A 13,381-nucleotide genomic window follows, 5' to 3' on the forward strand; every position below is an offset into this window, starting at 1 on the left:
CTTACGCGCAGCTCTGGCAATGGCCGCGGATCTCGATCGTCGTCTTCTCGGTCTTGAAGTTCTGCGCTCGCGTCAGCGCCGAAAGCCGCTGCTCGATCGCCGCATCGTGGAACTCCGTCACCTGGCCGCAGCCTTCGCAGATGGTGAAGGCGGTGACGCCATGGTCGTGCTCGTGATCATGCGGGCAGGTGCAGGCGACAAAGGCGTTCAGGCTCTCCAGCCGGTGCACGAGGCCGTATTCCAGCAGCTTGTCGAGCGCGCGATAGACCTGCAGCGGCGCGCGAAAGCCATGGTCGCGCAGCTTGTCGAGAATGGTATAGGCGCTCATCGGCCCTTCGGAATGGCTGAGCGCATCCATCACCAGCGTCTGGTTCTTGGTCAGTAGCGGGGTAGCCATCAGTGGTGTCCTCCGGGCGTGGAATGATGCGCTGCCTCGATCGGGCGGCGGCCGATCGGCAGCAGACTCAGAGCGAAAAGCCCAACCGCGGCAACGACGATAGACGGACCCGACGGCGTATCCCAGTGCAGCGAACCGAAAAGTCCGCCCGTGACGGCGAGCGCACCGATGACGGAGGCAAGCACCGCCATCACCTCCGGCGAGGTCGAGAAGCGCCGTGCGGTCGCGGCCGGAATGATCAGCAGCGAGGTGATCAGGAGAATGCCGACGATCTTCATGGCGATCGCGATCACCAGCGCCATCAGCAGCATGAAGAAGAGCCGCGCGCGCTCGGGCTGCAGCCCCTCCGCCTCCGCCAGCTCCGGATTGACGGTGGAGGCCAAGAGCGGCCGCCAGAGATAGACGATCGCGAAGACGACGAGGATGCCGCCGCCCCAGATGATGTCGATGTCGGATTCGGTCACCGCGAGGATGTCGCCGAAGAGGAAGCCAACGAGATCGATGCGCACCCAGGTCATGAAGGCGACGATGACCAGGCCGAAGGACAGCGCCGAATGGGAGAGGATACCGAGCAGCGCATCGGTCGACAGCGCGCCGCGCCGCTGCAGGAAGAGCAGCAGCACCGAGACGACAGCGGCAACGATGAAGACGCTGAGCATCAGGTTGAGTTCGAGCAGCAGCGACAGCGCCACGCCGAGCAGCGCCGAATGCGCCATGGTGTCGCCGAAATAGGCCATGCGCCGCCAGATGACGAAGCAGCCGAGCGGCCCGGCCATGACGGCGATGCCGACGCCGGCGATCAGCGCGCGCACGAAGAAATCATCAAGCATCGCGCTTCTCCTTCTGCTCATAGCCGTGCAGCCGCGTATGGTGGCCGCAGCCGCAATCCTCGCCGTGGTCGTGCACGTTTTGCTGGTCGTCGTGATGGTGGCCATCGCCCGGGAAGCAATGTTCGGTGATCGACCCGTCCGCATGCAGCACGCGACCATCAGGCAGATGCGTGTGGTCATGGTGATGGCTGTAGACCGCAAGCGTATTGGCCGCCCGCCGTCCGAAGAGCCTCTGGTATTCCGGGCTCTGGCTGACGGCCTGCGGCGTGCCGCGGCAGCAGACATGTCCGTTCAGGCAGACGACGGTGTCGGTTTCCGCCATGACGATATGCAAATCATGCGAGATCAACAGGATGCCGCAGCCGGTACGGTTGCGGATCTGCTTGATCAGTTCGTAGAGCGCGATTTCGCCGCTGAAGTCGACGCCCTGTACCGGCTCGTCGAGCACCAGCAGGTCCGGCTTGCGGGCAATGGCGCGCGCCAAAAGCGCCCGCTGGAACTCGCCGCCCGAAAGATGCTGCACCTCTGACTTGGCGAGATGCAGCACGCCGGTCGCCGCCAGCGCCTCCTCGATTTCCCGGCCCCTCAGCGGGCCGGTCAGCGTCATCAGCCGCTCCACAGTCAAGGGCAGCGTCCAGTCGACGGCGAGCTTCTGCGGCACATAGCCGACCTTGAGGCCCGGCTTGCGCTCGACATAGCCCTCGTCCGGCTTCAGCACGCCGATCGCCGTCTTCGCCGTCGTCGATTTGCCCGATCCGTTCGGTCCGATCAGCGTGACGATCTCGCCAGGGCTGATCGAGAACTCGACGCCGCGCACCAGCCAGCGGCCATTGCGGCTGACGCCGGCATTGCTGAGATTTACCAGCGGCAGCGTTTCTGGGGAGCGGAAGTTCAGCATGAAAAAATTCCGGGTTGATGGTTGCCACTGGCTATCGCACACGTTATAGCATAACGCAATTGATGTAATAACATTACATAACCACTTCAAGGGCCATCACTGGCCTGCTGGAGTGAAAGCTTTGCATGCCCGAAGCGTGCCTGGTCGATGCGGCCAGAGGCGCCATTCAAGCCCGGAGAACCCGATGAAATCGACATCCGCCCTGCTCTTTGCCTCCACCATGCTGCTTGCCGCACCCGCTGCGGCGGCCGGACCCAATGTGGTGGTTTCGATCAAGCCGATCCACTCCCTCGTCGCCTCGATCATGCAGGGAGTCGGCGAGCCGTCGCTGATCGTCGAGGGCGCCGCCTCTCCCCACACCTACAACATGAAGCCCTCGAACGCCTCGGCCCTGCAGGCGGCCAAGGTGGTCTTCTGGGTCGGCCCGGGCCTCGAAGCCTTTCTCGACAAGCCGCTCGATGCACTCAGCGACGGCGCCAAGGTGGTGGAACTCAGCGATGCGCCGGGGATCGAGAAGCTGAAATTCCGCGAGGGCGGCGCCTTCGAAGCCCATGACGACGAGGACCATGGTGATGAAGGGCACGGCGAAGAAGGGCACAAGCATGCCGAGAGCGAAGCGGAGCACGACCATGCAGCGGCGCCGGAGGCCGCAGGCGCTGAAGAAGGCCACGATCACGATCATGACCACGGCCACGGCGATACCGACATGCACATGTGGCTCGACCCGATGAATGCGAAGGCGATGGCCGCCGAGATCGAAAAGACGCTCGCCGAAGCCGATCCGGACAATGCCGACGCCTACAGGGCCAATCTCGAGGCATTGAACAAGCGGCTGGACGCGCTCGACGCCAAGCTGACGGAGACCGTGGCGCCGGTGAAGGACAAGCCCTTCGTCGTTTTCCACGACGCCTACCAGTATTTCGAGCACCGCTACAAGGTCCGCGTCGCCGGCTCGATCACCGTCAGCCCCGAGGTGCTGCCAGGCGCCGAGCGGCTCTCTGAGATCCATGCCAAGATCAGGGAATTGGGGGCAACGTGCGTCTTTGCCGAGCCGCAGTTCGAGCCGAAGCTGATCAACGTGGTGATCGAAGGAACGCCGGCGAAATCCGGCACGCTCGACCCGGAAGCCGGAACGCTCGACGCCGGCCCGGATCTCTACTTCCGGATGATGGAAGGTATCGGCACGTCGCTCAAGACCTGCCTCGCCTCGGCAAGCTGACCCTTCCTCCCAGGACGGGTTGGGCGGGCGTTTGCGCCCGCCGTCCCCTCCTGCCATCCCTCCCTCCTTGCGTCATGCTCGGGCTTGCCCCGAGCATCCACGCCCGCGGGCGAGAGGGAGACTGCCCTATGGTATCGCACCCGTCGGCTGGATCCTCGGGTCAAGCCCGAGGATGACAAGAGGAAAGGTCAACCACAGGCAACAGAGAGGTTGCGACAACGATCCGGTTGACTGGCAAATCGGGGTCAGGCCGGAAGATCGAACGCCAAACGCCGCACTCGTATCAGGCGGGCGATCGTGCCCGCCTATTCTTACACACATGGATGTAACGATATAACATACAGGAACCATCGATGGAAAAGCTCCCTGTCACCGTTCTCTCGGGCTTCCTTGGCGCCGGCAAGACGACGCTGCTCAACCACGTGCTTTCCAACCGCGACGGCCTGCGCGTCGCTGTCATCGTCAACGACATGAGCGAGGTCAACATCGACGCGGCGCTGGTGCGCGACGGTGGCGCAGGCCTCTCGCGCACGGAAGAGCAACTGGTGGAAATGACCAATGGCTGCATCTGTTGCACGTTGCGCGACGACCTCCTGAAGGAGGTCCGCAACCTCGCCGAACAGAACCGCTTCGACTATCTGCTGATCGAATCGAGCGGTATTTCCGAGCCCTTGCCCGTTGCCACCACCTTCGACTTTCGCGACGAGGACGGCGAGAGCCTTGCCGACGTCGCGCGGCTCGACACGATGGTGACGGTGGTCGATGCCGTGAACCTGATTGCGGACTATTCCTCGCTCGACTTCCTCGCCGATCGCGGCGAGACCGCCGGCGAAGGCGACACGCGCACGCTCGTCGACCTTCTGGTCGAGCAGATCGAGTTTGCCGATGTCGTGGTCTTGAACAAGATCGCCACCGCTACGCCCGAGCAGGTGGACGCCGCCCGCAAGATCATCGTCGGCCTCAATCCGGACGCACGACTGATCGAAACCGACTTCGGTAAGGTGGCGCTTCGAGACGTGCTCGGAACCGGCCGCTTCGACCTTGTCAAGGCGGAGCAGCATCCGCTCTGGTACAAGGAACTCAACGGCTTCAAGGACCATATTCCCGAAACGGAGGAATACGGCATCCGCTCCTTCGTCTATCGCGCCCGCCGGCCTTTCGACCCCATGCGTTTCCAGGCCTTCCTCAACCGCTCCTGGCCGGGCGTGCTGCGGGCCAAGGGCTTCTTTTGGCTCGCGACCCGCCCGCATTATGTCGGCGAGATCAGTCAGGCGGGACCGCTGGTCAGAACCGGCAAGATGGGCCTTTGGTGGTCGGCGGTGCCGAAGGAGCAATGGCCGCGCGATCCGGGTTTCCTGAAAGCAGTCGGTCCCTATATCGACCCGGTCTGGGGCGACCGCCGCCAGGAGATCGTCTTCATCGGTGCGGACCCCATGGACGAGGCTGCGCTTCGCGCCGAACTCGACGCCTGCCTGCTGACGGACGAAAGCTTCCGCCCGGAACGCTGGCGCGATCTCGCCGATCCCTTCGCCAACTGGTCGCCGCGGGCTGCCTGATGGCCAAGACTGCGCCCGCCCCGCGCCGGCCGCGCTTCATGTGCATGGCGCTGAATGCCGCCGGACGCCCCGTGCCGATGTTCGATCCGTTCCTCGGGGATAGGCCCGGGGACGAAGCGGCGCCGGAGCCAATGGGCGAGATCGAGGTGTTGTTGTTCGGGGAACGGGAGGACCCGTCGGCCCTCGCAATGCCAGCAGCGCGGGGGGTGGCGTCCCCCCGCCCCGTGGCCAGCAAATGATACTTACCGAGCCGTCGCCAGTCCGACGATGACGCCGGTCGCCAGGCTGATCAGCAGGAAGTCGTTGTCGACCCGCAGCCACTGCTGGCCGCGCGGTGGCGGGCGCAGCTTGTAATAGCGATAGTCGCGCACCTGCGCCATGTGGCGGCGCTCGGCCGGTGTCAGGCGATGGCCGCGCGTCCAGCGCTCCTTCTTCTTGACGATCACGCGCTTCTCGATCGTGACGTGCTTATCGACGTGACGATCAACAGGGCGGCGGGAGCGGTCATAGTTCTCAGCCACCTCGAAGGATCCTGCCGGCTGGGCAAGCGCTGCGACCGGCGTGATCAGGACGGAACTGGCGACGAGCGCGATCAGGAGAGGTTTCATTCGGGTGTCCTTTCGTTGTCTACACCCGGAAATTAGGCCCCGCCTCCTGAACCGAATATGAAAGTCTACATTACAAATACGCAATGATATCCTATACTTATTCGACTTTTCTAATGCGCACGCATCAGTCGGCCGCAAGGCTGATGTATCGGAAACAATCGAAATCCGCCGCCCTGCCCGCGCCGGATGTGTCGAAGGCGAACATGCCGGCGAAGGCGCCGGTGAAAGATCCATGCTCGCCGCGGCCGCCCTCGTCCGAGACCACGCCCGCGTCGAGAACCGGGCCTATCGCGTGCCAATCCCCGGCAGGCGCCTGCCGCCAGAAGAACTGCAGGTCGTTGTCGCGGATCTCCACGGCCAGCTCGATCCGACCCTCTGGAATGGCGATACCGCTGCCGACGGGAAACTCCAGCCGCCCATGCGGGAAATCGCCGGGGCATGAGAGGATCGTCAGCGCCCGCCCGAGTGTTTCGTGCCACGTCACGCCAAGCGCATGGAACTTGTGGCGGTTGTAATAATGCGTCAGGCCCGCGACCTGCTGGTAGGTTTCCGGCACAAACTCGACCGCTGTTTCGGCGCGGAAGGCATGATGCTCTTGCCGACGCGCGACCAGCGCCTGTTCGAACCAGCTGCCGATGCTCTCCCGCCCGAAGAGCCTGAGATGTCCGGCCCGCAATTCGAGCGAGAAGATCCGCGCCGGCTGAGGCGTGCGCAGCCATTGAAACTCGATCGGAAGGACGCCCCCGTCGAAATCCGTCTCCACGACGGTCTCTGCCGGTAGCTGCTCTGCCGCAGCCGGAGGGGGCACGAGCACCTCCGGCACCTTGCCGCCGCTTTCGAGATAGAGCCAGCCGTCATCGCGCCAGACGCATTTCTGCAGCGCCGTCTCGCGGCCGAGCGTGCAGCGACGCTGCGGCGGCAACGGCCGGCCGGCAAGATGCGTGTGATAGGCCTGGCTGTCGGGCGTCTCGACATATTGGCCGTGACCGGCGCGCTGCAACGGCGCTTCCGGGTGATCCTTCGACGTGATCAGATGGGTGTTCGGATGCATCTCGTACGGGCCGTCGATAGTGCGCGAACGCGCCATGGTGACCGCATGATCGTAGCCGGTGCCGCCCTCGGCCGTCGTCAGATAGTACCAGCCGTTCCGCTTGAAGAGATGCGGGCCCTCGACGAGGCCGAGCGGCGAGCCGGCAAAGATGTTCTTCACCGGACCGACGAGCTTGCGTGTGCGCTCGTCCCACTCCTGCAGCAAGATGCCGTCGAAGGCCGGATGCTTCGGCGAGCCGCCGAAACTCTCGGTGCGGTGGTTCCACTGCATGTTGAGGAACCACTTGCGGCCATCGTCGTCGTGGAAAAGCGAGGGGTCGAAGCCGGACGAATTGACGTAGACCGGGTCCGACCAGGTCGCCTCGATCGCCTCCGCGGTGACGATGTAGTTGTGCGCGTCCTTGAAATTGCCGTCGAAGCGCTTGACGTCGGTATAGACCAGCCAGAACAGCCCGTCGTCATAGGAGAGGCACGGCGCCCAGACGCCGCAGCTGTCGGGGTTGCCGCGCATGTCGAGCTGGCTGGCGCGCTCCAGCGGCCGACGAACGAGCCGCCAGTTCACGAGGTCGCGCGAGTGATGGATCTGCACGCCCGGATACCATTCGAAGGTGGAGGTCGCGATGTAGTAATCGTCGCCGACGCGGCAGATCGAGGGGTCGGGGTTGAATCCCCTGAGAATCGGGTTGCGGATCATCGTGGTCATGGTTTCGGCGTCCTCCGTTGGTGCGCGCATCCGATCTCAAAAATCATACGATTTCAAGACTGCAACGTTGCAGTAAAATGCGCGCCGCCCTCTGTGGCGGTCTTTCCACATCGATTCGCGCGGCAGACGCGCCGCCTTGAACCGTCCGCCGGTGCTCGTACCGACGAGGCGGCACGGGTTTGCACAAACAATGAGCAGAGCGCGGGGCGGCACATTCTACTTTAGTCGGAGGCGGCCGAACTACATGGGAAAATCACGTCTCGCACTTGAACGCGCGCTTGAAATCGGCACTCTGGCTGTGCTTGGCACAACAACGATAAGAAGCCATCGCGGGGAGGAAATCGATGAGAGTTTTGCTCGGCTTCAGCCGATTAATAGACACGATTACGGAATTCATCGGAAAGAGCGTTTCATGGCTGATCCTGGCCGCTGTGCTCGTCAGCGCCGGCAATGCCGTGATCCGAAAGATCTTCAACATGTCGTCGAACGCCTGGCTCGAGGCGCAATGGTACCTGTTCGGCGCCGCCTTCATGTTTGCGGCCGCCTACACGCTGAGCCAGAACGAGCATATCCGCATCGACGTGGTCTACGGCCAGTTCTCGCGCCGCGTGCAGCACTGGATCGATTTGCTGGGACACCTCCTGTTCCTGATGCCCTTCGTGCTGCTCGTGCTCTACTACCTCTTCCCCTATGTGAGGATGTCCTACGTCTCGGGCGAAGTCTCCTCCTCGGCCGGCGGCCTGATCATCTGGCCGGCCAAGGCCATCCTGCTCGTCGGCTTTCTGCTGCTCGCCTTTCAGGGCGTATCCGAGATCATCAAGAAGGTCGCGATCATGACCGGCAACATGGAGGACCCGACACCCTATGTGCCGACCCATGCGCCGCTTGACGATGCCGTGTCTCCGGAGACCCGTCCATGATCGAATTCATTGCTGAAAACCTGGCGCCGATCATGTTCGCGTCGCTGATCGTGTTCCTGCTCTTGGGATACCCGGTCGCCTTCTCGCTCGCCGCCAACGGCCTCTTGTTCTTCATCATCGGCGTCGAGCTCGCGCCGCTGTCCGACTCGATCAACCTTTCCTGGCCGCTGCTCAACGCACTGCCGGACCGGTTCTGGGGGGTGATGTCGAACGACACGTTGCTCGCCATCCCCTTCTTTACCTTCATGGGGATCGTGCTCGAGAAATCGGGCATGGCCGAAGACCTGCTCGACACGATCGGCCAGCTCTTCGGGCCAATCCGCGGCGGTCTTGCCTATGCGGTGATCTTCGTCGGCGCGCTGCTTGCCGCCACGACAGGCGTCGTTGCCGCATCGGTCATCGCCATGGGCCTGATCTCGCTGCCGATCATGCTGCGCTACGGCTATGACCGGAAGGTCGCCTCGGGCGTCATCGCGGCTTCGGGCACGCTCGCCCAGATCATCCCGCCGTCGCTCGTCCTGATCGTTCTTGCCGACCAGCTCGGCCGCTCGGTCGGCGACATGTATGCCGGCGCGCTGATCCCGGGTCTGGTGCTGACCGGCCTTTACATGACCTATATCCTGATCATGACGATCCTGAAGCGTGACTCCATGCCGGCGCTGCCGCTGGAAGCGCGCACGTTGGGTTCCGGCGTCACCTCGCTGGCGATCGCGCTCGCGGTAGCAGCCGGCATCGCCTATGCCGCCCACGTCTACCTCTCCCCGACCCAGGGCGAGAACGCCGACATTCTCGGTGCAACGGTTGGCGTCGCCTTCATCTATGTCGCCGCCCTTGCCGACAAGAGCCTGAAGATCAATGCGATGTCGCGGCTCGCCCAGCAGGTCATCATCGTGCTGATCCCGCCGCTGGCGCTGATCTTCCTCGTCCTCGGCACCATCTTCCTCGGCATCGCGACGCCGACGGAAGGCGGCGCCATGGGCGCGGTCGGCGCGCTGATCATGGCTGCGGCCAAGGGCCGGCTGCACATGGACGTCGTGCGCGGCGCCCTCACGGCCACCACCCGGCTTTCGGCCTTCGTGCTGTTCATCCTGATCGGGGCGCGCGTCTTCTCGCTCACCTTCTACGGGGTCAACGGCCACATCTGGGTCGAACACCTGCTGACGGCAATGCCGGGCGGCGAAGTCGGCTTCCTCATTACCGTCAACGTGCTCGTCTTCTTCCTGGCCTTCTTCCTGGATTTCTTTGAGCTTGCCTTCATCATCGTTCCGCTGCTGGCGCCCGCGGCCGACAAGCTCGGCATCGACCTCATCTGGTTCGGCGTGCTGCTCGGCATCAACATGCAGACGAGCTTCATGCACCCGCCCTTCGGCTTCGCGCTCTTCTACCTGCGCTCGGTCGCAGCAAGGGTGCCGTATCTCGACAAGATCACCGGCAAGACGATCCAGCCGGTCACGACCGGGCAGATCTACTGGGGTGCGGTGCCCTTCGTCGGCATCCAGATCCTGATGGTGGCGCTGACGATCATGTTCCCGCAGATGGTCATGCACTACAAGGGAACAGGCAATGCCGTCGATCCGAACACGATCAAGATCGAGGTGCCCGGTTTCGGCACCGGTGGTGGCGGCCTGGGGCTTCCGGACAACGGCGGCGGCCTCGGCCTGCCCGGCGGCCTGCAGCTTCCGGGCGGCAGCCCGCTCGACCAGAAGCCGGCCGACCAGAAGCCTGCCGATCAGGGTGGCGGTGCCCAGCCGCAGCCGGCGCCGTCGAACGACCTTAGCCAGCCGCCTTCATTTGGCGGCACGGGTGCCCAGCCGCAAACGGCACCTTCAAACGACCTCAGCCAGCCGCCATCGTTCAAGTAGAGCGGACAGGCACGCAAATAGAGGGCGGCCCCACGGGCCGCCCTCTCAGCTTGCCGTCCTCCGGAGATGGTCCTTTGCGGCGCCGCCGTGAGGCTGTCGGCAAAGGCAAAACCGATCGACGCAAGCTTGCCGGGCAAGCCCGGGCGCTATCCAAGATCCTTGGGCTGAAAAGAGTCTTAGACCCGACGGACGTCGGGTCGCTGGCTTCCCGCCACAAGGGCGCGGACGGCGGAGGATGGATGCCCGCTAACCAGGCCGCCGTCTTCATTGGCTGACGGGTTCCTCCGGATAGATATTCCGCTCAGTCGAGCCGCTTCGCCGGGTTTTCCCGATACCAATCGACGATCATCGGCATCATTTCCTCGAACGGACCTCCGACGAAGACGTTGAGCAGGCCCATGCACGAGGCGCTCTCGTTGCGAAAATCATGCATCGTCCCGCGCGGGATGACGCAGAGCGAGCCCTCGGCCATCTGGTGCCAGGTCTCGCCGACGAGGATGCTGGCGGTTCCCTCGATCACGTAGAAGATCTCGTCATTGTCGTCGTGCTTATGGGCGCCCGGCCCTTCATGCCAGGCCTCCAGCCACCATTCCGAGATTGAAAAGCGCCCCTCGGTCTCCGGCCCATCGGCCTTGAACACCGCCTGTATGGCGCCCATGTCGTACCGCCGGCCCTCGCCGGGTCCGAGCACGAGCGATTGGCCTTCGCCTGGCATGGCTGCTCCTCCGTTCCGTTGAGGCCGCAAGTCTACCACGAAGCTGCTGCGTTCGCCGGTTGATGCCGCCGAACGAAAAAGCCGCCCGCAATGGATGTTGCGAGCGGCTCCTGATCTGTCCAACGGGTGGAAGCTTAGAGCTTGCCGCCGCGCTGCTGGATCATCATGAAGGTGTCGTAGTTGTATTCGGCGATCTGGGCATTGAGGTAATACTCGCCACGGAAGGCCTTGATCGAGTCCCAGATCTTCTTGAAGGTTGGGTTCGCGTCTTCCATTTCGGCATAGACTTCGTTCGCCTTGTCGAAGCAGGCCGACAGGATTTCGGCGCTGAACGGGCTAAGCTTTGCGCCGGACGCAACGAGGCGCTTGATCGCCGACGGATTCAGGTAGTCGTACTTCTGCAGCATGTTCGCGTCAGCCGCCTGGCAGGCGATGCGCAGCAGCGACTGATAGTTCTTCGGCAGGCCGTCGAAGGCCGCCTTGTTGAACATCGCATGGACCGTCGGGCCACCTTCCCACCAGCCGGGATAGTAGTAATAGGGCGCGACCTTGTAGAAGCCGAGCTTCTCGTCGTCATAGGGTCCGACCCACTCGGCCGCGTCGATGGTGCCCTTTTCGAGCGCCGGATAGATGTCGCCGCCGGCGATCTGCTGCGGCACGACGCCGAGCCTTTCGACGACCTTGCCGGCGAAGCCCCCGATGCGCATCTTCAGGCCCTGCAGGTCGGCGACCGTTTTGATCTCCTTGCGGAACCAGCCGCCCATCTGCACGCCGGTATTGCCGTTGGGGAAGCCGACGAGGCCCTGGGCCCCCAGGAATTCGTTGAACATGTCGATGCCGCCGCCATGGTAATGCCAGGCGTTCATGCCGCGCGCATTGAGCGCGAAGGGCACGGCAGAGCCCAGCGCCCAGGTCGGATCCTTGCCCCAGTAATAGTAGGCAACCGTGTGGCAGGCTTCGACCGTACCGGCCGCAGCAGCGTCAGCGGCCTGCAGGCCGGGAACGATTTCGCCGGCAGCAAAGACCTGGATCTGGAAGGCGCCGTCGGTTGCTTCCGACACATATTTTGCCAGCACTTCGCCGCCGCCGTAGATCGTGTCGAGCGATTTCGGGAACGACGATGCCAGGCGCCAGTTGATCTTCGGGTTCGATTGCGCGATGGCCGGCGATGCGAGTGCCGTGGCGGCAGCCGCACCGAGCCCGCCGAGACCCGCGTTTTTGATAAATGAACGGCGATCCATGGTTCCTCCCCTAGTTCTCGCCAAAAGGGCGGCCGCGATCAGCGCCACCACCCATCAATCCACCCCGCCCCTTCCCGGACGACGGTGGCTCCTCCTCGTTAACCTGCCGAAACGGCGCAAATCGGCGCCGTAACCGACGGGCATGCTCGCACCTTACAGAAACACCAAGGCATGTCCAGAAGGCGATTTCCGGCACATCTTCGACTTTTGTCTAATGCGCCGGAAAGCAGACAATATTGCCCAAAATGCAGGCAAATCAATGTTTTCAGCAGAACTTAGAGCTCGGCTGACTTGGCCCAGAGGTTGATGTCGGCCTCGCGCGCATAGAGATCGATCTCGGCCAGCTCGTCTGCCGTGAACGTGTCGTTCTCCAACGCCTTGACGCAATCGACGATCTGCTCGGAGCGGCTGGCGCCGATCAGCGCCGAGGTGATGCGGCCGCCGCGCAAGACCCAGGCAAGCGCCATCTGCGCCAAGGTCTGGCCGCGCTTTTCGGCAATGGCGTTCAGTTTGCGGATGTTTTCGATGATCTCCGGGCGGATGAAGTCCTTCTTGAGGAAGTGGTTCTGCGCCGCACGGCTGTCGCCCGGAATGCCCTGGAGGTACTTGGTCGTCAGCATGCCCTGGGCGAGCGGCGAGAAGACGATCGAGCCGATGCCGAGATCTTCGAGCGTGTGGATCAGGCCGTCATCCTCGATCCAGCGATTGAGCATCGAATAGCTCGGCTGGTGGATGAGGCAGGGTGTGCCCAGTTCCTTCAGGATGGCCGCCGCTTCGCGGGTGCGCTGTGAATTGTAGGAGGAGATGCCGACATAGAGCGCCCGGCCCGAGCGCACGATATGGTCGAGCGCGCCGCAAGTCTCTTCGAGCGGCGTATCCGGATCGAAGCGGTGCGAATAGAAGATGTCGACATAGTCGAGGCCCATGCGCTTCAGGCTCTGGTCGCAGGAAGCGATCAGGTACTTGCGGCTGCCCCATTCGCCGTAGGGGCCAGGCCACATGTCGTAGCCGGCCTTGGAGGAGATGATCAGCTCGTCGCGCAGACCAGCAAAATCCGTGCGCATGATCTCGCCGAAGGCGGTTTCGGCCGAGCCCGGAGGCGGGCCGTAATTGTTGGCGAGATCGAAATGGGTGATGCCGAGATCGAAGGCGGTGCGGCACATCTCGACCTTGCGGTCATGCGGCGTGTCGCCGCCGAAATTGTGCCAGAGCCCCAGCGAGATCGCCGGCAGCTTCAGGCCGGAGCGGCCGACGCGGTTATATTTCATGGTGTCGTAGCGGTTTTCCGCCGGTAGCCAGGTCATCGCAAAATCCTCCGCGATCCGTATCCGGATGGCGACCCTATCCGCCACCCTCGAAAATGAAACGGTTTCCGTAGCGGT

At 63.4% G+C, this 13,381-nt stretch carries 12 protein-coding genes; 4 read left to right on the top strand and 8 right to left on the bottom strand.

The window, feature by feature from the left end; translation table 11 throughout:
* Position 1: 1 nt before the first annotated feature.
* Genes BHMPCIPO_RS10950 through BHMPCIPO_RS10960 form a run of 3 tightly spaced genes read right to left on the bottom strand, consistent with a single transcriptional unit; the run spans position 2 to position 2,125 of the window.
* Positions 2 to 397, bottom strand: coding sequence for a Fur family transcriptional regulator (locus tag BHMPCIPO_RS10950; protein ID WP_173516762.1), 396 nt, complete (start codon positions 395 to 397; stop codon positions 2 to 4).
* Positions 397 to 1,227 (bottom strand): zinc ABC transporter permease subunit ZnuB, encoded by an 831-nt coding sequence (gene znuB, locus BHMPCIPO_RS10955; RefSeq protein ID WP_173516763.1) that lies wholly within the window; start codon positions 1,225 to 1,227, stop codon positions 397 to 399. Before znuB ends, BHMPCIPO_RS10950 begins: the two co-directional genes overlap by 1 nt.
* Positions 1,220 to 2,125: an ATP-binding cassette domain-containing protein gene (locus BHMPCIPO_RS10960; RefSeq protein ID WP_173516764.1), complete on the bottom strand. Its 906-nt coding sequence runs from the start codon at positions 2,123 to 2,125 to the stop codon at positions 1,220 to 1,222. Before BHMPCIPO_RS10960 ends, znuB begins: the two co-directional genes overlap by 8 nt.
* 184 nt (positions 2,126 to 2,309) lie before the next feature.
* Between BHMPCIPO_RS10960 and znuA the strand changes: the two genes are divergently transcribed.
* Positions 2,310 to 3,344, top strand: a complete 1,035-nt coding sequence (gene znuA / locus BHMPCIPO_RS10965) for a zinc ABC transporter substrate-binding protein ZnuA (RefSeq protein ID WP_173516765.1) — start codon at positions 2,310 to 2,312, stop codon at positions 3,342 to 3,344.
* Between the two features lie 353 nt (positions 3,345 to 3,697).
* Entirely contained in the window at positions 3,698 to 4,900 is a 1,203-nt protein-coding gene (gene zigA / locus BHMPCIPO_RS10970; RefSeq protein WP_173516766.1) for a zinc metallochaperone GTPase ZigA, read from the top strand.
* A 242-nt stretch (positions 4,901 to 5,142) separates the two neighbouring features.
* Here the strand turns inward: zigA and BHMPCIPO_RS10975 are convergent, their stop codons facing one another.
* Together BHMPCIPO_RS10975 and BHMPCIPO_RS10980 are read right to left on the bottom strand one after the other, a co-directional pair.
* Positions 5,143 to 5,508, bottom strand: a complete 366-nt coding sequence (locus BHMPCIPO_RS10975; RefSeq protein ID WP_173516767.1) for an RcnB family protein — start codon at positions 5,506 to 5,508, stop codon at positions 5,143 to 5,145.
* A 124-nt stretch (positions 5,509 to 5,632) separates the two neighbouring features.
* The gene (locus BHMPCIPO_RS10980; RefSeq protein ID WP_446661674.1) at positions 5,633 to 7,252 is read right to left on the bottom strand and encodes a glycoside hydrolase family 43 protein; all 1,620 of its coding nucleotides are present in this window, start codon (positions 7,250 to 7,252) and stop codon (positions 5,633 to 5,635) included.
* A gap of 353 nt (positions 7,253 to 7,605) precedes the next feature.
* Between BHMPCIPO_RS10980 and BHMPCIPO_RS10985 the strand changes: the two genes are divergently transcribed.
* Entirely contained in the window at positions 7,606 to 8,181 is a 576-nt protein-coding gene (locus BHMPCIPO_RS10985) for a TRAP transporter small permease subunit (RefSeq protein ID WP_173516769.1), read from the top strand.
* Positions 8,178 to 10,043 carry a TRAP transporter large permease gene (locus BHMPCIPO_RS10990; protein WP_173516770.1) on the top strand — a complete coding sequence of 622 codons (1,866 nt, stop codon included), beginning with the start codon at positions 8,178 to 8,180 and terminating at the stop codon, positions 10,041 to 10,043. The genes BHMPCIPO_RS10985 and BHMPCIPO_RS10990 overlap by 4 nt, the downstream gene beginning before the upstream one ends.
* A gap of 301 nt (positions 10,044 to 10,344) precedes the next feature.
* Here BHMPCIPO_RS10990 and BHMPCIPO_RS10995 read toward each other — a convergent pair whose 3' ends face one another.
* From BHMPCIPO_RS10995 to mgrA, 3 genes are all read right to left on the bottom strand, one after another.
* Positions 10,345 to 10,758, bottom strand: coding sequence for a cupin domain-containing protein (locus BHMPCIPO_RS10995; RefSeq protein WP_173516771.1), 414 nt, complete (start codon positions 10,756 to 10,758; stop codon positions 10,345 to 10,347).
* 134 nt (positions 10,759 to 10,892) lie between these two features.
* On the bottom strand, positions 10,893 to 11,999 hold the full coding sequence (locus BHMPCIPO_RS11000; RefSeq protein ID WP_173516772.1) for a TRAP transporter substrate-binding protein: 1,107 nt from the start codon (positions 11,997 to 11,999) through the stop codon (positions 10,893 to 10,895).
* A 275-nt stretch (positions 12,000 to 12,274) separates the two neighbouring features.
* Positions 12,275 to 13,303, bottom strand: a complete 1,029-nt coding sequence (gene mgrA, locus BHMPCIPO_RS11005) for an L-glyceraldehyde 3-phosphate reductase (RefSeq protein WP_173516773.1) — start codon at positions 13,301 to 13,303, stop codon at positions 12,275 to 12,277.
* Positions 13,304 to 13,381 lie beyond the last annotated feature (78 nt).

This window comes from Ensifer sesbaniae, from assembly GCF_013283665.1.
Taxonomy (GTDB): Bacteria; Pseudomonadota; Alphaproteobacteria; order Rhizobiales; family Rhizobiaceae; genus Ensifer; species Ensifer sesbaniae.

What these genes read in the sequence shown, in the direction of transcription:
- BHMPCIPO_RS10950 (WP_173516762.1), bottom strand. Translation starts at nt 397, where the DNA reads ATGGCTACCCCGCTACTGACCAAGAACCAGACGCTGGTGATGGATGCG.
- znuB (WP_173516763.1), bottom strand. Translation starts at nt 1,227, where the DNA reads ATGCTTGATGATTTCTTCGTGCGCGCGCTGATCGCCGGCGTCGGCATC.
- BHMPCIPO_RS10960 (WP_173516764.1), bottom strand. Translation starts at nt 2,125, where the DNA reads ATGCTGAACTTCCGCTCCCCAGAAACGCTGCCGCTGGTAAATCTCAGC.
- znuA (WP_173516765.1), top strand. Translation starts at nt 2,310, where the DNA reads ATGAAATCGACATCCGCCCTGCTCTTTGCCTCCACCATGCTGCTTGCC.
- zigA (WP_173516766.1), top strand. Translation starts at nt 3,698, where the DNA reads ATGGAAAAGCTCCCTGTCACCGTTCTCTCGGGCTTCCTTGGCGCCGGC.
- BHMPCIPO_RS10975 (WP_173516767.1), bottom strand. Translation starts at nt 5,508, where the DNA reads ATGAAACCTCTCCTGATCGCGCTCGTCGCCAGTTCCGTCCTGATCACG.
- BHMPCIPO_RS10980 (WP_446661674.1), bottom strand. Translation starts at nt 7,252, where the DNA reads ATGATCCGCAACCCGATTCTCAGGGGATTCAACCCCGACCCCTCGATC.
- BHMPCIPO_RS10985 (WP_173516769.1), top strand. Translation starts at nt 7,606, where the DNA reads ATGAGAGTTTTGCTCGGCTTCAGCCGATTAATAGACACGATTACGGAA.
- BHMPCIPO_RS10990 (WP_173516770.1), top strand. Translation starts at nt 8,178, where the DNA reads ATGATCGAATTCATTGCTGAAAACCTGGCGCCGATCATGTTCGCGTCG.
- BHMPCIPO_RS10995 (WP_173516771.1), bottom strand. Translation starts at nt 10,758, where the DNA reads ATGCCAGGCGAAGGCCAATCGCTCGTGCTCGGACCCGGCGAGGGCCGG.
- BHMPCIPO_RS11000 (WP_173516772.1), bottom strand. Translation starts at nt 11,999, where the DNA reads ATGGATCGCCGTTCATTTATCAAAAACGCGGGTCTCGGCGGGCTCGGT.
- mgrA (WP_173516773.1), bottom strand. Translation starts at nt 13,303, where the DNA reads ATGACCTGGCTACCGGCGGAAAACCGCTACGACACCATGAAATATAAC.